Origin of the sequence: Methylobacterium sp. Leaf466 (assembly GCF_001425565.1) — a bacterium.
Taxonomy (GTDB): domain Bacteria; phylum Pseudomonadota; class Alphaproteobacteria; order Rhizobiales; family Beijerinckiaceae; genus Methylobacterium.
Window position 1 is genome coordinate 121,898 of record NZ_LMRC01000035.1, and the last position, 17,324, is coordinate 139,221.

General features: G+C 71.6%; 19 protein-coding genes. 15 read left to right on the plus strand and 4 right to left on the minus strand.

Annotation, left to right across the window (positions count from 1 at the left end; all coding sequences use genetic code 11):
• Positions 1-13 precede the first annotated feature (13 nt).
• From ASG59_RS18525 to ASG59_RS18570, 10 genes are all read left to right on the plus strand, one after another.
• Positions 14-751: a DUF2459 domain-containing protein gene (locus ASG59_RS18525; protein WP_056410706.1), complete on the plus strand. Its 738-nt coding sequence runs from the start codon at positions 14-16 to the stop codon at positions 749-751.
• Positions 752-1,118: 367 nt separating this feature from the next.
• The gene (locus ASG59_RS18535) at positions 1,119-2,654 is read left to right on the plus strand and encodes a Do family serine endopeptidase (protein WP_055882504.1); all 1,536 of its coding nucleotides are present in this window, start codon (positions 1,119-1,121) and stop codon (positions 2,652-2,654) included.
• A gap of 215 nt (positions 2,655-2,869) precedes the next feature.
• Positions 2,870-3,871, plus strand: a complete 1,002-nt coding sequence (locus ASG59_RS18540) for an OmpA family protein (protein WP_162245470.1) — start codon at positions 2,870-2,872, stop codon at positions 3,869-3,871.
• Positions 3,868-5,139 carry a hypothetical protein gene (locus ASG59_RS18545; protein WP_056410714.1) on the plus strand — a complete coding sequence of 424 codons (1,272 nt, stop codon included), beginning with the start codon at positions 3,868-3,870 and terminating at the stop codon, positions 5,137-5,139. The genes ASG59_RS18540 and ASG59_RS18545 overlap by 4 nt, the downstream gene beginning before the upstream one ends.
• A gap of 14 nt (positions 5,140-5,153) precedes the next feature.
• A complete protein-coding gene (locus ASG59_RS18550) occupies positions 5,154-6,404 on the plus strand; it encodes a hypothetical protein (protein ID WP_056285590.1) in 1,251 nt (416 codons plus the stop codon).
• A gap of 110 nt (positions 6,405-6,514) precedes the next feature.
• Positions 6,515-7,066: a hypothetical protein gene (locus ASG59_RS18555; protein ID WP_156387587.1), complete on the plus strand. Its 552-nt coding sequence runs from the start codon at positions 6,515-6,517 to the stop codon at positions 7,064-7,066.
• 103 nt (positions 7,067-7,169) lie between these two features.
• Entirely contained in the window at positions 7,170-7,667 is a 498-nt protein-coding gene (locus tag ASG59_RS18560; RefSeq protein ID WP_156399300.1) for a hypothetical protein, read from the plus strand.
• 154 nt (positions 7,668-7,821) lie between these two features.
• Positions 7,822-7,980 carry a hypothetical protein gene (locus tag ASG59_RS20770; RefSeq protein ID WP_156387588.1) on the plus strand — a complete coding sequence of 53 codons (159 nt, stop codon included), beginning with the start codon at positions 7,822-7,824 and terminating at the stop codon, positions 7,978-7,980.
• A gap of 133 nt (positions 7,981-8,113) precedes the next feature.
• The gene (locus ASG59_RS18565; protein ID WP_347379719.1) at positions 8,114-9,031 is read left to right on the plus strand and encodes a hypothetical protein; all 918 of its coding nucleotides are present in this window, start codon (positions 8,114-8,116) and stop codon (positions 9,029-9,031) included.
• A 97-nt stretch (positions 9,032-9,128) separates the two neighbouring features.
• Positions 9,129-9,452, plus strand: a complete 324-nt coding sequence (locus tag ASG59_RS18570; RefSeq protein ID WP_056410718.1) for a hypothetical protein — start codon at positions 9,129-9,131, stop codon at positions 9,450-9,452.
• 84 nt (positions 9,453-9,536) lie between these two features.
• Here ASG59_RS18570 and queF read toward each other — a convergent pair whose 3' ends face one another.
• Complete coding sequence (queF, locus tag ASG59_RS18575) at positions 9,537-9,986, minus strand: preQ(1) synthase (protein ID WP_056410721.1); 450 nt, start codon at positions 9,984-9,986, stop codon at positions 9,537-9,539.
• A gap of 223 nt (positions 9,987-10,209) precedes the next feature.
• On the opposite strand from queF, the gene eno reads away from it, so the two are divergent.
• Positions 10,210-11,496: a phosphopyruvate hydratase gene (eno, locus tag ASG59_RS18580; RefSeq protein ID WP_056410802.1), complete on the plus strand. Its 1,287-nt coding sequence runs from the start codon at positions 10,210-10,212 to the stop codon at positions 11,494-11,496.
• A gap of 114 nt (positions 11,497-11,610) precedes the next feature.
• Here eno and ASG59_RS18585 read toward each other — a convergent pair whose 3' ends face one another.
• A complete protein-coding gene (locus ASG59_RS18585; protein WP_156399302.1) occupies positions 11,611-12,147 on the minus strand; it encodes a chlorite dismutase family protein in 537 nt (178 codons plus the stop codon).
• Positions 12,148-12,262: 115 nt separating this feature from the next.
• Here ASG59_RS18585 and ASG59_RS18590 point away from each other — a divergent pair, with 115 nt between their 5' ends.
• The 3 genes from ASG59_RS18590 (at position 12,263) to ASG59_RS18600 (ending at position 14,527) form a co-directional block, all read left to right on the plus strand.
• Complete coding sequence (locus tag ASG59_RS18590; RefSeq protein ID WP_056285616.1) at positions 12,263-12,682, plus strand: DUF393 domain-containing protein; 420 nt, start codon at positions 12,263-12,265, stop codon at positions 12,680-12,682.
• 58 nt (positions 12,683-12,740) lie between these two features.
• Positions 12,741-13,400: a DUF1345 domain-containing protein gene (locus ASG59_RS18595; RefSeq protein WP_056285617.1), complete on the plus strand. Its 660-nt coding sequence runs from the start codon at positions 12,741-12,743 to the stop codon at positions 13,398-13,400.
• A 206-nt stretch (positions 13,401-13,606) separates the two neighbouring features.
• Entirely contained in the window at positions 13,607-14,527 is a 921-nt protein-coding gene (locus tag ASG59_RS18600; protein ID WP_055882538.1) for a bestrophin family protein, read from the plus strand.
• A gap of 10 nt (positions 14,528-14,537) precedes the next feature.
• Here the strand turns inward: ASG59_RS18600 and ASG59_RS18605 are convergent, their stop codons facing one another.
• A complete protein-coding gene (locus tag ASG59_RS18605; protein ID WP_156399293.1) occupies positions 14,538-14,783 on the minus strand; it encodes a hypothetical protein in 246 nt (81 codons plus the stop codon).
• A gap of 798 nt (positions 14,784-15,581) precedes the next feature.
• On the opposite strand from ASG59_RS18605, the gene ASG59_RS18610 reads away from it, so the two are divergent.
• Complete coding sequence (locus ASG59_RS18610) at positions 15,582-15,989, plus strand: response regulator (protein WP_055882545.1); 408 nt, start codon at positions 15,582-15,584, stop codon at positions 15,987-15,989.
• A 6-nt stretch (positions 15,990-15,995) separates the two neighbouring features.
• Here ASG59_RS18610 and ASG59_RS18615 read toward each other — a convergent pair whose 3' ends face one another.
• The gene (locus tag ASG59_RS18615; protein WP_244475760.1) at positions 15,996-17,324 is read right to left on the minus strand and encodes an amidase; all 1,329 of its coding nucleotides are present in this window, start codon (positions 17,322-17,324) and stop codon (positions 15,996-15,998) included.

Sequence of the window (17,324 nt, forward strand, 5' to 3'; positions counted from 1 at the left end):
GCGCTTCGGGAAGGTGCCGTCGCGCCTCGGACGTGCCCTCGCGGGCCTCGTCACCCTGCTGATCCTCGCCGCCGTCCTCACCGCGCGCCCCGGCGACCCGGCGCTCTATCCACCGGCCGAGGGGGCGGACGCCGAGACGATCCACCTCGTCAGCCACGGCTGGCACTCGGGCCTGGTCATTCCCCGCGACGCCCTCACCGGGGAGGGGACGGGCAGCGCCCTGCGCGCCATCGCCACCCGCTTTCGCGACTATCCGCGCCTCGAGTTCGGCTGGGGCGAGGCGCGCTTCTACCGGGCGACCCCGACCCTGGCGCAGGTCGACGTCGGCCTCGCCCTGGCGGCCCTGTTCACGCCGGGCGGCCGCAGCGGCGTCGTGCAGGTGGTGGGACTGGAGCGCGGCGTGCGGGAGAGCTTCCCGCATTCCGACATCGTGCCGATCCGGCTGTCGCCGGCCGGGCTCGCCCGGCTGCTGGCCCGCCTCGACGCGAGCTTCCGCCTGGAGGCCGGCCAGCCGGTGGCGGGCGGGCCGGGGCTCTACGGGCCGAGCCTGTTCTACGAGGGCGAGGGCCGGTTCTCGGCACTCAACCTGTGCAACCACTGGACCGCCCGGCTGCTCGACGCGGCGGGCCTGCCGATCACACCGGTGGTGGACACCCATCCGGCGGGGCTGTTGCTGGACCTGCGGTGGCGGGCGGGGGTTGGCGCCCTGCCGGCGTCCACCGCCCCGCCCGCCGCGACGACGAGCCGGTGAACCGCGAGGCGCGCTGGGCCGAGATCGAGGCCTGCCGCTCGGACCGCGCCATAGATCCGATCCTCGACCGCTCGGGTCCGGTCTGGTGGCACAGCGACCGTCTGCACGAAGAGGACATGACGAGGACGGGCGTACCCTGGCCTTCTACGGGTCCGCGGTCGGGCGGGGCCAGGCACGTCCGGTTCGCTGCGTGATCGATGTGGAGGCCATGGCGGAGGCGGCACGGTGAACCTTCCACGGCTTCGCCGCGGCACCCCTCCCCAACCTGTCCAAACGGTAACCTTCGCGCCACGATCAGGTCAGGCGCCGGGGGCTATACACCGGATCACGGCCCGCTTCGCGGTGCCCCGACAATCCGGAGTGATCCATGCCCGTCCAGTCCGACCGCCTGCGCCGCACTGCGCTCGCCTCCGTCGCCGCGGCCGCCCTGATGGCGACCGGCGCCGTCGGCGTCAGCGTCGTTCAGCCCGTGACCCCCGCCCTGGCCCAGGCCCTCTCCAAGCCCTCGGCCACCATCCCCGACCAGCCGCCCGGCTCCTTCGCCAGCATCGTCGATCGGGTGAAGCCCGGCGTCGTGGCCGTGAAGGTGAAGCTCGAGGACGGCGCCGGCGACGACGACGAGGACGGGTCCGGCGGGCGCGGCATGCAGAACGCGCCGCCGCAGCTGCGCGAGTTCCTCAAGCGCTTCGGCCAGAACGGCCAGGGCAACGGCCAGGGCGGTCCCGGCGGCCAGATGCCCCAGCGCAAGAACCAGCGCGGCGGCATGGGCTCGGGCTTCATCATCTCGGCCGACGGCTACGTCGTCACCAACAACCACGTGGTCGACAAGGCCAAGACCGTGCAGGTGACCCTCGACGACAACCGCACCCTCGACGCCAAGGTCATCGGCAAGGATCCCAAGACCGATCTCGCCCTCCTCAAGATCACCGAGGGCGGCACCTACCCCTACGTCTCCCTCGGCAAGACCGCGCCGCGGGTGGGTGACTGGGTGGTGGCCATCGGCAACCCGTTCGGCTTGGGCGGCACCGTCACCGCCGGCATCGTCTCGGCGCGCGGCCGCGACATCGGCGCGGGCCCCTACGACGACTTCCTGCAGATCGACGCGCCCATCAACAAGGGCAACTCGGGCGGCCCGACCTTCAACGTGGTCGGCGAGGTCGTGGGCGTGAACACCGCCATCGCTTCGCCCTCGGGCGGCAGCGTCGGCCTCGCCTTCGCCATCCCGGCAGAGACCGTGCAGGCGGTGGTCGACCAGCTGCGCGCCGACGGCAAGGTCGCCCGCGGCTACCTCGGCGTCCAGGTCCAGCCGGTGACCAAGGACATCGCCGACGGCCTGGGCCTCGACAAGGCCAAGGGCGCCCTCGTCGACCATGCCGAGCCCGGCACCCCGGCGGCCAAGGCCGGCCTCAAGTCCGGCGACGTCATCGAGTCGGTCAACGGCAACCCGGTCAACGACGCCAAGGAGCTCTCGCGCAAGATCGCCGGCCTCAAGCCCGGCGCCAAGGTCGAGCTCTCCTACCTGCGCTCGGGCAAGTCCGACACGGCGACCGTGGAACTCGGCGCCCTGCCGAGCGATCCCAAGGCCGCCAACGACGACCGCCGCGGCGGCCAGCGCGACGGCCAGCCTCGCCTGGGGCTGAGCCTCGCGCCGGCCTCCGAGGTCGGCGGCGAAGAGGGCGTGGCGGTGATGGAGGTCGATCCCGACGGGCCGGCCGCGGCCAAGGGCATCGAGCAGGGCGACATCATCCTCGATGTCGGCGGTTCCAGCGTCTCGAAGCCGTCCGAGGTCGCCGAGCGCATCCGCGCCGCCGAGGCGAGCGGGCGCAAGGCCGTGCTGATGCGCGTGAAGAGCACCAAGGGCGTCACCCGCTTCGTGGCGGTGGCACTGTCCAAGGCCGGCTGAGCGACCGCGGTCGGGTTTCATCGAACCGAGCGCCGGTCCGCCCCATGGGGCGGGCCGGCGTTCGCCGTCGCGACCCCCGATCGATGCACCGTCTCGTTGCACGAAAACCACAATGGCGGTCACAGAGCGCCATCCCCCACGCTTATCGCCGGGCGTCTGTTGACGGTTAATCAACCTCAGATTTAGCGTCACACCTGTAGTTGCTTCAAGACAGGGTGGCGGGGGCAGGGGTGGAGCGGGCCGTCGAGTCGATCTGCAGCGGAGCGTCGCGGGCGGCCGTCCTGGCGGCACTGCTGCTGGTGCCCGCCTCGGGAGCGGCCCGGGACGTGATCCTGTCGTGGCAGGACACGGTCCTGCTCGAGCACCAGGACCGCACGGCCCGGTTGCGGCGCCTCTCGGACGCGACCCTGAACGCCAGCCCGCGCTTCTTCGAATCCCGGGTGCCGCGGCGTGAGCTGCCCGCGAGCTTCAACACCGACATCCCGGTCCTGCGGGTGGTGTTCGGGCAGCAGGTGTTCTTCGATACCGACCGGGCGGAGCTGCGCCCGGAGGCCGAGGCGGTGATCGACGTGGTCGCCGAGGCGCTGCGGCGCGAGGCCTCGGACACGGCGGTGTTCATCTCCGGCCATACCGACAGCCGTGGCGGCGACGCCTACAATTTCGACCTGTCGGTGCGCCGGGCCGAGACCGTGGCCCAGGCGCTCAAGCGCCGCGGCGTGCGCCAGGCCACCATCTGGCGCATCGGCTTCGGCGAGGCGGTGCCCCTCGTCCCCAACACCTCCGACGAGGCCATGACCCGCAACCGGCGGGTGGAGTTCCTGTTCGGCCGCAAGCCCGAGGCGGTGGGGGCCTGGCTCGCCAAGCAGGAGGCCCTGGTCTGCGCCGGGGCCGAGCCGCGCCAGCGCGCCGCCTGCCTGCGCTCCCTCGCGCTGCTGCCGCGGGTCGAGGCCGCGCCGGTGACCTCGTCCCTGCCGGAGCGGCGCACCGTAGCGATCGCGCCCGCCGACGTCGCCCTCGCGCTCCCGACCATCCAGGACTCCGACCTCGTGTCGATCGTCCCGCCCGCCCGGGTCGCGGTGACGCCGGAAGGCGCGTCGCCCGCGGTCGTCGCGCCCCCTCCAACCCCGGAAAGGACCGTGGTGACCATCACCCGCGACGCCCCCATCGTGATCGACCTGCGCGAGCAGCGCGTCCTCGTGCCGAGGCCGGACCGATGAGCCTGTCCGAGTACCAGGCCCTCGACCTGTCGGCGGACGGACCCGTCGCCGCCGACCTGTCGGCCCGGATCGCCGAGGAGGCGGCCTGCCCGACGGTGCCGCTCTCGTCCTCGCACGGGGCCGCGGCCGACAGCCCGGCCCTGCTGACCCCGGCCATGGAGATCTGGTACCGCACCCGCGTCGCCTCCGCCCGGGTCTCGGCCATCGCCGAGATCCGCCGCGGCTTCGAACAGGAGACGCTGGGCGGCAACCCCGGCTTCCTCTACGAGGCCGAGCGCGACCGGATCGAGCAGGTCAAGCAGGGCCACCTGCGCGCCGAGCGCGACGGCTTCTTCCAGAGCAAGAGGATCCGCGACCGCGAGACCGAGATCGACCGGCTGCGCTCCGAATACGCGTACAAGAGGTCCCAGCACGGGCGCGATGCCGGCGCCTGGAACCCGGTGTTCAAGCACGGCGGCGTGGCGGCGATCATGCTGCTCGAGTTTCCGCTCAACCTGTCGTCCTTCCTCAGGATCGACTTCCTGACGCCGGCGCTCGCCACCGCCTCGGTCCTGCTCATCGCCATCCTGTTCGCCTTCTCCAGCCACCTCCTGGGGCGCATCCTGCGGCAATGGGGCGAGCGCTTCGGCGACAACGTCACCCGGCGCCTGCGGGCCGACAGCTACCGCCACCTGGCCGTGGCCGCCGTCCTGTTCCTCATCGGCGCGGCCGCCATCGTCTTCAGCCGCTCCTACCTCGTGGCCGAGGCCCTGAACCGGCAGGCGGCGCTGGGGGAGGAGGGTGGCAGTACCGTGGCGATCTACGGGATCGCCTTCATCGGCAACCTCGCCGTCTACGCCGTGGCCGTGGCCTGGGTGCTGTTCACCGAGGACCCGGTGCCCGACTTCGCCGAGGAACGCGCCCGCCTCGACCTTCTCAAGGCGCAGTCCCAGGCCGCCTACCGCAAGGGCCTCGAGCGCCAGCAGCAGCAGCGCATCGAGCAGGCGCGGCGCGACCGCGAGCAGCTCGACCGGCGCGAGGCCGACCAGGCCAAGGGCCTGCGCAACTACGCCGCCTGCCGCGCCCGCTTCGATGTCGTGGCGCGCCAGGACGCGCGGGTGCTCGGGCTCCTGGAGAGCTACCGCAACCGCCTCGTCGCCGAGGCGCGCAAACGCGGGGTGCAGACCCGCTTCACCCACGACGACCTCGCCTCCGGGGACATCGGGACCCGGCGCGACCTCGAGGCCGACGATTACCTCGGCCGTCGCCTCGGCCTCGGCCACGCCTGAGCGGGACATCGGACATGACCCTCGTCCCGCACATCCTTCCTTCGTGCCTCCTCGTGGCCGGGCTGCTCATGCCGGTCTCCGGCCATGCGGCGACCGCCTACGAGGTGGTGCGCCAGGAGCAGACCTGCCCCAGGGCCGGAGAGCCGCGCTCCCTGCGCCAGACCGTCGTCGTCCTCGACGAGGCCATCGTCTCCGGCGAGGCGCAGGCCAACCAGCGCTGGACGCGCATGGTGGTGGAGGCCGCCGACGCCAGGGAGGCGAGCCTCGGCACGCTCGGCGCCCGCGAGCGGTTCACCGTGATGGTGGCGCGCCGCGACGGCAGCGAGCTGGTGCCGCTGTTCGTGGGCTGCTCGCCCAACCTCTCGCACGAGGAGGCACAGGCCGCCGGCAAGGCCGATTCCCTGTTCGACACCTTCATCGGCACCGGGCAGGCGGCCAAGGGCAAGGCGGCCCGCGAGGGCTTCGCCTCCGGCATCGCCAGGGCGGTGGCGCAGGTGCAGAAGCGGGCCGCCGAGATCGCCGCCGTTCCGGTTCCGACGGGAGGGCTGCTCGGAGCGCTCCAGACCGCGGGCCGGCTCGCCGACCTCAACCACGGCCTGCCGCGCTTCCTCCTCGTCACGCCCTTCCAGGTGACGGACCGCTCAAGCTTCAAGGACGTGGGAAGCGCCCGCGAGCGCGGCTTCCAGCTCGCGGAGAAGACCGGCATCGATTTCGGGCGGGCCGAGGTCTACCTCGCGGGTGCCACCCTCGGCGATGCGCCGAGCCTCGAGTTCGCCCGCGCCCTGGTGCTCGGCGCCAAGGGCAGCCTCGCGGGGGTGCGCTCGGACGGCCTGCCGCGCCTGCTCGCCGAGCCGGTGAGCAGCCGCGTCTACGCCGGCTTCATCGACTACGTCGGCCAGCGCACGCCGCTCCAGGTCCGGCTCGCGGCCACCGCCCAGGGCGACCTCGTCAACGCCTGGGTCGAGACCACCCTGTCGCGCACCACCGCGACGCCCCTCGACGGCAAGATGCTGTGCAAGGGCGAGACCTGCGAGCTGCGCGGCGACGGCCGCTTCGCGCTGGCCTGGTTTCCCGACCCCCAGGCGGAGCCCGCCGAGCGGGGCAAGCTGCCCTTCGGCGGCGCCCGCAACGTCGAGATGACCCTCAAGGCGGGTGCCGCCTCGGGCCGCATCTTCGACCCCAAGGTGATCTTCAGCGGCGAGAACGGCCTGCGCCGCGAAGACCTGCGCTTCGACATCCAGCGCGTCGAGGACCGGCCGTTCTGACGGACGGCACGGACACGAGATCGCGGGGCGCGCCGGGGGCCGGGCCGCCCCGTCGGCCGCATCCCGCGACGGACGGGGCGGTTCACGGACGGGCCGGGGGTGACGGGACGATGACCAATCGGGGCTTCAGGGCGATGGGCGTGGCCCTTTGCGTCGTCGGCTTGCTCGGGGGCTGCACGAGTACGCGCGGTGGCGGAGGAGGAGGGAGCAGTGCCGCTGCCTCGCGGCCGCTCCTCGACGACGCGATCGGGCGCTGCGTCGCCTCGACCCTGATCGGGGCCGGCATCGGCGCGCTGGTGGGCGCCGCCACCGGCGGGGGCCGGCGCGCGGGCGTCGGCGCGGCGGTGGGAGCGGGGGTCGGCGGCCTCGCCTGCGCCGTCCTCACCGCCCTCGACGCCCAGGACAAGGAGCGCATCCGCAACGCTCAGATCGCGGCCGCGGCGACCAACACGCCGCAGTACCTCGCCTACCAGGGCGCGGACGGGCGCCAGCGCCAGATCACGGTGAGGCCCCAGGCCGCCCCCGCGGTCGCCGCCGAGGCGGCGGGCAACCGCATCTGCCGGGCCGCCGACACCTCCGCCTCCATCGACGGGACAGGGACCACCGCACTGCCCCAGCAGCTCGTCTGCCGCACCGCGTCGGGAGACTGGCTGCCGGCGTGAGTCGGAGGGAGGCGCGCGTCGCCAGCGAACCCATGGCCGTCCCCCGGCGGCTGGGGTAGACGTGTCGGCCATGATCCAGCGCATCCCGCTCCTGCCCGCCGTCATGGCGGCCGTCGTCGTCATGGCCTGCGTGACCGCGCCGGCCATGGCGCGGGCGGGCGACGCCTGCGACGCGCTCACGGCGCGGATGATCCGGGCCACCGGGGCCTCGCTGGCCGGGCGGGCGGGCGACGGGGCGGTGTTCCGCGCCGCGGACGCCGACCGCATGAGTCTGGCCTGCGGCAAGCCGCGCCGGATGGTGTTCGGCGCGGTCGCGCGCGAGCCGCTCCGGCCTTACTTCGTGCTGATCGGCCTGGCCGGCCAGGGTCTCACCGGCGCGCGGGCGCGGGACGTCGAAGTCCTGGCGCTGACCCTGCACCGGCGCTCCCTCCTCACCGGCGCCCCGGCCGAGGGCCGCACCGGCGCCGCCCTGCTCCGCTGCGAGACCGGGCCGCGCGAGGACATGCTGGCGGACAACCTCACCGTCTGCGTGCTGCAGCCGGGCCGGACTATCGTCCTGCGCCGGCGCGCCGGCCTGAACCAAGGCCAGCGTGCAGGCTAAGCAGGTTTTCGACGCAAAACCGGTGACCACTTCTGCCAACCCTGCTTAGCCGGCATCCCTGAAACGATCCGGGCGCGACTGGCTGCCTGTCTGACGGTCGCAGCCAGCCCCACGAACTCGGCGTGCGGATCGCCGAGCCTACGATGCCACCGCCATGAAACGCACGTCCGGCGCCCTGGGGGAGGCGATCCATGCGCAATCCCGCCAGGTCTATGCCCGGCCGAGCTATGGTGAGGAGCGGCGCTTTTTCCCCACGCGAGTCAGCCTTGCCGGCTCGGCACGGGCGATCGCCTGTCAGGCTGGCAGCATCTGATGTCGGCAGCATCTGTTGTCGATTGAGCCGGCAGGCTCGGAAAAGCAGTTTGCACACTGTGCGAACCTGCACGCTCGTTGGCACGGCACAAGGGCACAATCCGACCACGATCTGAAGCGGTGGAGGGGCGGAAATGGTACGTGGGGAAGCACCAGAGGAGGGCGGCCTGCATCCTCCCACAACGGTCATCCCATTTCCGGTTGATCACGTCGTGATGCGGACATGGGCTTCGCTCAGGCGCCGCGCGGGCTCGGTGATACGGTTCCCGCTTGATCCAAGCGGAAACCGTATCACACCAAAGCGCGTGCAGGCGCTGCCGATAGGGCTGAAGCTGGCCTACACGGGCTTCATGGCCGTCCTGCTGCCGACGTACTGGACGTTCTACGGTCCGACCAACTTCCTATACTTTTGTGACTTGGCGCTGATCCTCACGCTAATAGGGATTTGGACAGAGAGCGCGCTTCTCGTGTCGATGTGCGCAGTCGGCATCCTGCTTCCGCAGACCTTGTGGGTGGCAGACTTCATTGCGAGCGCCGTTGGCGCGCCCATCGTTGGAATGACCGCCTACATGTTCAAGGCAGACGCGTCGCTGTTCCTGCGCGGCCTGTCCCTGTTCCATGGATGGTTGCCTTTCCTCCTCGTCTTCCTCGTGTGGCGTCTTGGGTATGACCAGAGGGCCTGGGGCGCTTGGTCGCTGCTGGCCATCGTGGTGCTCGTCGTCTGCTTCACACTGATGCCCGAACCCCGGCCCGATCCCGGCTTCCAGCCTGTGAACATCAACTACGTCTGGGGAATGAACGACAACGTCGCCCAGACACTCATGCACCCTTACCTCTGGTTTGCGGCCCTCGTCGTCGGCATTCCGCTCCTCCTGTGTGCGCCCACCCACGTCGTGCTCAAGCGCCTGATGCCGTCCACCCTTGGCCGGTCCAGTTATCGGATCACCTCAGCAGGTTTCGCAAAAGGGGTCACCGGTTTCGCGTCGAAAACCTGCGACGCCCGAGACCCTGAGCAGGATGAAGCGTCGGCCTGCCGACGCGAACCTGCTTAGGGCGGCGCCGATGATCTCGGGACCGCGTTCGGGAACACATCGGGCTCCCGCCCGTTTCCCACACTAAGCGTTTCCCGAAACAAAGATAAGGACGACCATGCGCAAGTTCGCATTGATTTCCGCCGTCACCCTGTCGATCGGCGCCATGATGGCGACCTCCGCCGATGCCCGTCCCCGGGGCCACGGCTACGGTCACGGTCACCACGGCGGCTACGGCCATCACGGCGGGCGCGGCGCCTATGGCTACGGCCGTGGCGGTGGACGTCGTGGCATCGGGACCGGCGCAGCCGTCGGCCTCGGCATCGCCGGCTTGGCCGCCGGAGCCATCGCCGCCGGAGCGGCGCGCGATTCCTACAATCGCGGTGGCTATGGCCGCCCCGCCTACGGATACCGGCAGCCGGCCTACGGTTACGGCTACTGAGATTCGGCCATCGGTCGAGGATGAGACGGGCGCCCGGTCGGACCGGGCGCCAGTCTTCGTTTGCGGTCCGACTCTGGAACGCCCCTACCGGGCCCGGTAGGGGGGGACGCCCTGGTCGGGCAGCCACACCGACGGCAGCGGCGCCCCGGTCTGCCAGAACACGTCGATGGGGATGCCGCCGCGCGGATACCAATAGCCGCCGATGCGCAGCCAGCGCGGCGCCAGCAGATCGACGAGGCGCCGGCCCACGCCCACCGTGCAATCCTCGTGGAAGGCACCGTGGTTGCGGAAGGCGCCGAGATAGAGCTTGAGCGACTTGGATTCCACGAGCCAGCGGTCGGGCACGTAGTCGATCACCAGGATCGCGAAATCCGGTTGCCCGGTCACCGGGCACAGCGAGGTGAACTCCGGCACCGTGAACCGGGCGAGGTAGTCCTGGTCGGGGTGCGGGTTGGGCACCCTGTCGAGCCGGGCGGTCTCGGGGGATTCCGGCGCCGGGGTCTGTTGGCCGAGTTGCAGCGTGTCGTTCGTCATGGACGACTTATAGCGCAAGCCGCGGCGGGTGCATCACCCGGAAGGGGCACGTCAGTTTTTCTGATCGGACCGTCAAACGTTTCCTCACGGCCTCGGGCCTCCAGGCCGGGCCCGGGCGCTTGCCCGAAGCGGGACGTTGGCGGATAAGCCTCGTCGCTCGCGTGCGACATGCCGCACCGTCGATCGTTCGATGTTCCTGCCAGACGTTTTCGGAGAGGTCGCCATGACCGCCATCACCAACATCGCCGCCCGCGAGATCCTCGACAGCCGCGGCAACCCGACGATCGAGGTGGACGTCCTCCTCGAGGACGGCTGTTTCGGCCGCGCCGCGGTGCCCTCGGGCGCCTCCACCGGCGCGCACGAGGCGATGGAACTGCGCGACGGCGACAAGGCCCGCTTCGGCGGCAAGGGCGTGCGCAAGGCGGTGGAGGCCGTGCGCTCCGAGATCCTCGACACCATCGGCGGCATGGACGCCGAGGACCAGATCGCCGTCGACGAGGCGATGATCGCCCTCGACGGCACCCCCAACAAGGCGCGGCTCGGCGCCAACGCGATCCTGGGCGTCTCGCTGGCCGTCGCCAAGGCCGCGGCCGAGACCGCCGGCCTGCCGCTGTACCGCTACGTCGGCGGCACGCAGGGCCGGGTGCTGCCGGTGCCGATGATGAACATCATCAACGGCGGCGCGCATGCCGACAACCCGATCGACTTCCAGGAATTCATGATCATGCCGGTGGGGGCGAGCTCCATCGCCGAGGCCGTGCGGATGGGCTCGGAGGTGTTCCACACCCTCAAGAGCGCCCTGAAGCAGGCCGGCCACAACACCAACGTCGGCGACGAGGGCGGCTTCGCCCCCAACCTGCCCTCGGCCGAGGCCGCTCTCGACTTCGTCATGGAGTCGATCGCCAAGGCCGGCTTCAAGCCGGGCATCGACATGGTGCTGGCCCTCGATTGCGCCGCCACCGAGTTCTTCAAGGACGGCGCCTACCGTTACGAGGGCGAGGGCAAGACCCGGGACATCGAGGCCCAGGTCGCCTACCTCGCCGGCCTCGTCGACGCCTACCCGATCTGGTCGATCGAGGACGGCATGTCGGAGGACGACTGGGCCGGCTGGAAGCTCCTCACCGAGCGGGTGGGCGACCGCTGCCAGCTCGTGGGCGACGACCTGTTCGTCACCAACGTCACCCGCCTGTCGCGGGGCATCGCCGAGAACACCGCCAACTCGATCCTGATCAAGGTCAACCAGATCGGCACCCTCACCGAGACCCTGGCGGCCGTCGACATGGCCCAGCGCGCCGGCTACACGGCGGTGATGTCCCACCGCTCGGGCGAGACCGAGGATTCCACCATCGCGGACCTCGCCGTCGCCACCAACTGCGGGCAGATCAAGACCGGCTCGCTGGCCCGCTCCGACCGGTTGGCCAAGTACAACCAGCTCATCCGCATCGAGGAGGGCCTCGACACCCAGGGGCGCTACGCCGGGCGCGGGGCCATCAAGGCCGTGGCGCGCTAGGCAGGGTTCACAAAGGTCGCCACCGGTTCTGCGTCGAAAACCGGCGACACGCCAAAGACCTGAGCAGGGTGAAGCGTTGGCTCGCCAACGCGAACCCGCTTAGGCGGCTCCGGGTCACCCCGCCCGCTCCAGCCGCAGCTCGATCTCCCTGTCGACGTAGGACCATTCCGGGGTCGCCCTGAGCGCGGCGAGCAGGGCGTCGAAGGTCGCCTCGTGCGCGGGCGCGTACTCGAACCAGGTCAGGAAATCGAACGGCTCGCCGAGGTCGCGGGCGTGGTGGAGGCGGCGGGCCACCGCCGGAAGTGCGGCCATGCCGATGCGGGTATGGCCCGAGACCTCCTCGAACAGGGCCCTGCGCTCGTCCTGGGCCATCTCCCACCACGCCGCCGTCTTGGCGATCGGGATGAGGGTGGCACGGCTGGCCTCGCCCCGGGCGAGGGGGGCCTGCGAGGCGCGCAGGGCGTCCCGCTCGGGCCGCGTCGTATAGCGCAGGTTGCTCACGGTCCCGCGCAGGGTCCAGGCCGCCCCCTCGACGGCCGAGAATCCGACCGAGAGATGCGTCGCCGCCGGCAACTCCGGGCCGCACAGGGTGCGGACCGCGCGGATGCGCCACTCTCCCGTGGCGCCGCCGGAGAAGACGTGGGGCTGCATCGGCATGGTGGGCTCCTTGTTCGAGCGTCATGGGCCCCAGGCGACGGGACGCCACGGCGCCGCAAGGGGCGGGCCGCCCTATCTTGCGCATGGACACTTCGCGGACGACGCACCGATGTTACCGACCCGAGACCCCGCCCTGACCGTCTATTTCGACGGCGCCTGTCCGCTCTGCGCCCGCGAGATCGCGTTCTACCGGCGCAGCCGAGGCGCGGAGCGGGTGGCCTTCGTCGACGTCGCACAGGGCGAGGCGCTCGGCCCGGGTCTCGACCGGGCGACGGCGCTGGCGCGGTTCCACGTCCGGGACGCCGAGGGCCGGCTCGCTTCGGGCGCGGCCGGCTTCGCCCGGCTCTGGGCGCAACTGCCGGCCTGGCGGCTCCTCGCGCTCGTCCTGCGCCTGCCCGGCGCCCTGTGGCTGGCCGAGCGCGCCTACCGCGCCTTCCTTCCCCTGCGCCCCTTCATCGCCAAGGTTCTGCCGTCGGACGGCCCGGCCTGCCGCGACGGTGCCTGTACGCGGCCGCCCTCGCAGCCGTGACCCCTCGGGCGCGGTCACCGCACCCTTCGCGCGGACACGCACCGGTGGAGACCCAGCGATGACCAATCCGTTCGAGGCCTTTCGGCTGCGGCCGCGGCTTCTCCTCGCCATGGGGCTGACGATCGGGCTCACGGTCCTGTTGCCGATCGCGTCGGTCCCGGTCCGGCTCCTCGTCGGCTGGTGTCTCGGCGTCGGCGTCTACACCGGCCTCGTCGTCTGGAACGCGGCCCGGCAACCCCGCGACGCCCTGCGGCAGGAGGCCTCCCGCCTCGACGACAGCGCCACGGTGATCTCGCTCTTCGCCATCCTCGCGGCGGCGGCGAGTTGCGGCGCGGTGGCCATGCTCGTGCTCGGCGAGCAGGAGCCGGGGGCGATGAAGGGGGCCCGCCTCGCCCTCGCGGCGCTGACCATGCTGTGCACCTGGGTGTTCGTGCAGGTGGTCTTCACCGTCCACTACGCGCATCTGTACTACGGCGAGGGCGAAACCGGGGAGAGCCGGGGCGGCCTCGACTTCAACGGCGATCCCGACCCGGATTTCTGGGACTTCCTCTACTTCTCGGTCACCATCGGGGCAACCTCGCAGACCTCGGACACCGACATCACCGCCAAGAACATGCGCCGCCTCGTCACCGTGCAGACGGTCTACGCCTACCTGTTCAACACCAGCGTCCTGGCGCTGGCGATCAACATGGCTGCGGGCTTCGCGCAGGCGCACTGAGACGGTTTCCGCTTGGATCAAGCGGGACCCGTCTCACCGAGCCCGCGCGGCGCCTGAGCGAAGCCCATGTCCGCATCACGAAGTGATCAACCGGAAAGGGGATGAGACGTCGGGCGGGACTGCCCGGTTGACCGCGTTTGCCAAGGCTCCGATGGAGGGCACGCCGGACGCGCCGCGTCGGGCGTTGGTCCAGCCGTCGAGGCAGCATGGTCGTCCGGTCCCGCCCGAACCTGTTCGTGGTGCTGTTCGCGCTCCAGGGCTCGATCCTGCCGCGCGTGGCGCCCAAGATCCTCGGCATCTCGGCGACCGCGCTGGCGGTGGTGGCGATCGAACGGGCCTTTCCGGAACTGTTTCCCGTCGGGCCGGGAATCGCGCCCTTCACCCTGATCGGGCTCGCCCTGTCGATCTTCCTGAGCTTTCGCAACGGCGCCTGCTACGACCGCTGGTGGGAGGGGCGACGCGCCTGGGGTAGCCTGATCCTCGAGGTGCGCGGCCTCGCGCGCCTCCTGCCCGCCGTGCTCGGTCCCGAGCAGGAGGCGCTGTCGCAGCGCAGCCTGCGGCGGGCCTGCGGTTTCGCCCATGCCCTCCACGCCAGCCTGCGCGGCACCGGCGACGAGGCCGAGGTGGCGCGTGCCTGGCTGCCCGCGGCGGAGGCGGAGGCGCTCGCGCACAGCCCCAACCCGGCCAACGCGATCCTGGCCGGCCTCGGGGGGGATTTCGGCCGGGCGTTCCGGGCGGGCAACCTCAGCGACATCGTGCTCGGGATGCTGGAACAGAAGGTCGCCGCCCTGGCCCAGGTGCAGGTGGTCTGCGAGCGCATCCAGGGCACGCCGCTGCCCTTCGCCTACACGCTGCTGCTGTACCGCACCGCCTGGCTCTACTGCCTGCTGCTGCCGTTCGGGCTGGCCGGCACCCTGGGCTGGGCGACGCCGGTGGCAACGGCGCTCGTCGCCTACACCTTCTTCGGCCTCGACGCCCTGGGCGACGAACTCGAGGAGCCCTTCGGCACAGAGCCCAACGACCTGCCCCTCGACGCGATGCTGCGGCAGGTGGAATCGATCGTGCGCGATGCCCTGGGCGAGGCGCTGCCGCCGCCCGTCCGGCCCGAGAAATCGGTACTGCGGTAGGGGCGGCACCTCAGCGGCGGCGATCCTCGCCGGCGTCCGGGACGATATCGAGCTCGGCGCCGATGCCGCGAAGGCAGCGAACGATCCGCTCCGAGATCTCGGGCGTGAGGTCGCGCACCGTCAGGTGCAGCGTCGTGGCGGTGCCGCCGGAGGCGGTGATGCGATAGTCCATCCCCTCGCTCGCCAGCTGCCGCAGCAGGTTGTCGGCGGCCAGGCACATCGCCGCCATGTGCCGTCCGGATAGTTCCTGGTCCAAGGCGATCCCTCCTGCGCCCGCGGGCGGGCTCCTATGGAAGTGAACGCAAGGGCGGTGCAATTCGTCCATCCCCGCCGCGATCATCCCGTGGCAGGGTGAATCGGGCCTCGCCGCCGCACCCGTTCGGCCGGCGGCGGATCAATCGATCTGGGTCAGCACCGTGATCGCGCCGAACAGCAGCACGGACGTGACGCAGAGGGCGAGGAGGATGAGCGCGGCGCGCGATTCGCGGATGGGATCGTCGGTCATGCCACCAAGCTAAGCAGGTTGTGCGAGGGTGCCCAGCGGTTTTGCGGCCGGGCCCTGCGACACGTGCGAACGCGGCGCGCCTGCGTCCCGCATCGCTCGCGCATCCCTGAGCCACGAAGGTCCGAATTCGGACCCTCGCCGGCAAGGCCGACCAAGACATGCTACCGCGCGACGCAGCACAACGCGGCGAACGGCAAATGGTTCCGAGGTTTTTTGCAAAAGATTCTTCCCCGGCGGGGGCGGCCTGTGTTCGGGCGTGGTGACGAGGCGGCCGAAGGCACGGGGAGCGGTACGCGACGGCCCTTGCCTCTGGTCTTTGCCGGAGGAAAGCCGACGATGACGGCACCATAGTGCCGCTTTCGACGCCAGATCTCCCCGGCCCGAGATCGCGTCCGCACCAGGACGGTACGGGACCGTTACTTGGTATGGTCACGCTTATAGCAAGCAATCGGCTGCGTTAACGCCTCGTTAACCGCGTTCGACGTAAGGTTACCGGCGTCAGATCGGGGATCGTTCAGCCCTCAAGCCGGTTCGCGCAGGATCCATCGCATGTCCGCACCGTCCCGCCGCCCCCTCGTGCTCCTGCTCGCCGGCGACGAGCTGACCCGCCGCATCAGCACCAGCTGCCTCGAAGCGTTCGACTACGAAGTGGTCAGCGCCCGCACCGCCGAGGAGGCCGAGCGCCTGCTGCTGTCGCTGCACGCCACCCGCCGCGTCGACGTGGTGATCACCGACGCCGACGTGCGCGACGCCGTCGACGGCCTGTCCCTGGCCAGCGTCGCCCGCTGCCTCGACCCCACGGTGAGCGTCATCTACACGGCCCGGCTGCCCTACCGCATCCCCGAGAACAAGAAGGTCTCCGGCGCACCCTGCCTGCGCACCCCCTACCACGGCCACCAGCTCGTCGGCCTGATCGGCGGCCTGCGCCTGCCCGCCGCCGGCAACCGCGCCGCCTGACGGGGTTCACGCCGGAAACCGGACCTCGCGGCCGATCGCGGCCTCGCACCAGCGCCCGACCCGCAGCAGCCGCAGGTCCTGGCGATAATCTGCGCAGAGCTGGATCCCGAGCGGCAGGCCGCTGTCGGCGAACCCGACCGGCAGCGTCAGGGCCGGGGCGCCCAGGCACGTCCAGGGCACGTTGAAGCCCGGATCGCCGGTGCTGGCGAGCCCCTCCGGCGCCGCGCCGGGGGCGGGCACGGTGAGGACCGCATCGAACCCATCGAGAACCCGGCCGAGCCCGGCCCGCAGGTCCCGCTGCCGGCGCAGGGCCGCCACGTAGTCGGGAGCGGGCACGGCGCGGCCCTCGGCGATCAGGCCGGCCAGGGGCTCGCTCACGAGGGTGGGCCAGCGATCGCGCAAGGGGCCGAAGGTGGCGCTCGCCTCCGCCGCCAGGATCACGGCGGCGATGGTCCAGAGCGCGTCGAAGGCCTGGGGCCACTCCGTCTCCACCACCACGGCCCCGGCCATGCGCAGGCGCTCGGCGGTGGCCAGCAGCAGGTCCTGCTGCGCGCCCTCGACCTCGCTCCAGCGCGAGGTGCGCATGAGGGCGAGGCGGGGCGGGCGCCCGAGGTCGAGGTCGATGTCGAGGTCGGCTTCGGTCCCGACCCGGAACGGCGGCAGCGGCAGCCCGTGCGGGTCGGCGTCGCTGGCCGCCGCGAGCAGGCTCAGGGCGTAGGCGGCGTCCGCCACGGCGCGGGTGAAGAACCCGACGTGGTCGAGGGAACCGGCGAGGGGATGCACCCCGGTGCGGGGAATCGCGCCGTAGCTCGGCTTGAAGCCGACCACGCCGCAGAACGCCGCCGGCCGGATCACCGAGCCCATGGTCTGGGTGCCCAGCGCCAGCGGCACGATGCCGGCGGCCACGGCCGCCGCCGAACCGCTCGACGAGCCGCCCGGCGTATGGCCGGGGTTCCACGGGTTGCGGGTCGGGCCGGGATGGCGGAACGCGAACTCGGTGCTCACGGTCTTGCCGAAGATGGTGGCCCCGAGCGCGCGCAGGCGCGCCACCACCTCGGCATCGGCCCGGGGCACATCACCGGCATGGATCGGCGAGCCGTTGGTGGTGGGCATGTCGCGCGTGGCGACGATGTCCTTGATCGCCACCGGGATGCCGGCGAGCGGCGCCCCGGGGGCGTCGACCGCCGCCGCCGCGTCGAGGTGGGCGAAGGCGTGGAGGCGGGGCTCCCACGACCGCGCCCGGTCGAGGCAGGCCTCGCGGTAGGCAGCGGGGTCGAGGGTGCCCGCGCGCAGGGCGCGCAGGGCGTCGAGGAGGCCGAGGCGGTGCATGGCCAT

Bases quoted from the DNA above. Each gene is read 5' to 3' on its own strand.
- ASG59_RS18610 (WP_055882545.1), top strand. From the start codon at position 15,582: ATGTCCGCACCGTCCCGCCGCCCCCTCGTGCTCCTGCTCGCCGGCGAC.
- ASG59_RS18570 (WP_056410718.1), top strand. From the start codon at position 9,129: ATGCGCAAGTTCGCATTGATTTCCGCCGTCACCCTGTCGATCGGCGCC.
- ASG59_RS18545 (WP_056410714.1), top strand. From the start codon at position 3,868: ATGAGCCTGTCCGAGTACCAGGCCCTCGACCTGTCGGCGGACGGACCC.
- ASG59_RS18590 (WP_056285616.1), top strand. From the start codon at position 12,263: ATGTTACCGACCCGAGACCCCGCCCTGACCGTCTATTTCGACGGCGCC.
- queF (WP_056410721.1), bottom strand. From the start codon at position 9,986: ATGACGAACGACACGCTGCAACTCGGCCAACAGACCCCGGCGCCGGAA.
- ASG59_RS18615 (WP_244475760.1), bottom strand. From the start codon at position 17,324: ATGGCCATGCACCGCCTCGGCCTCCTCGACGCCCTGCGCGCCCTGCGC.
- eno (WP_056410802.1), top strand. From the start codon at position 10,210: ATGACCGCCATCACCAACATCGCCGCCCGCGAGATCCTCGACAGCCGC.
- ASG59_RS18585 (WP_156399302.1), bottom strand. From the start codon at position 12,147: ATGCAGCCCCACGTCTTCTCCGGCGGCGCCACGGGAGAGTGGCGCATC.
- ASG59_RS18565 (WP_347379719.1), top strand. From the start codon at position 8,114: ATGGTACGTGGGGAAGCACCAGAGGAGGGCGGCCTGCATCCTCCCACA.
- ASG59_RS18600 (WP_055882538.1), top strand. From the start codon at position 13,607: ATGGTCGTCCGGTCCCGCCCGAACCTGTTCGTGGTGCTGTTCGCGCTC.
- ASG59_RS18535 (WP_055882504.1), top strand. From the start codon at position 1,119: ATGCCCGTCCAGTCCGACCGCCTGCGCCGCACTGCGCTCGCCTCCGTC.
- ASG59_RS18555 (WP_156387587.1), top strand. From the start codon at position 6,515: ATGACCAATCGGGGCTTCAGGGCGATGGGCGTGGCCCTTTGCGTCGTC.
- ASG59_RS18550 (WP_056285590.1), top strand. From the start codon at position 5,154: ATGACCCTCGTCCCGCACATCCTTCCTTCGTGCCTCCTCGTGGCCGGG.
- ASG59_RS18560 (WP_156399300.1), top strand. From the start codon at position 7,170: ATGGCGGCCGTCGTCGTCATGGCCTGCGTGACCGCGCCGGCCATGGCG.
- ASG59_RS18595 (WP_056285617.1), top strand. From the start codon at position 12,741: ATGACCAATCCGTTCGAGGCCTTTCGGCTGCGGCCGCGGCTTCTCCTC.
- ASG59_RS20770 (WP_156387588.1), top strand. From the start codon at position 7,822: ATGAAACGCACGTCCGGCGCCCTGGGGGAGGCGATCCATGCGCAATCC.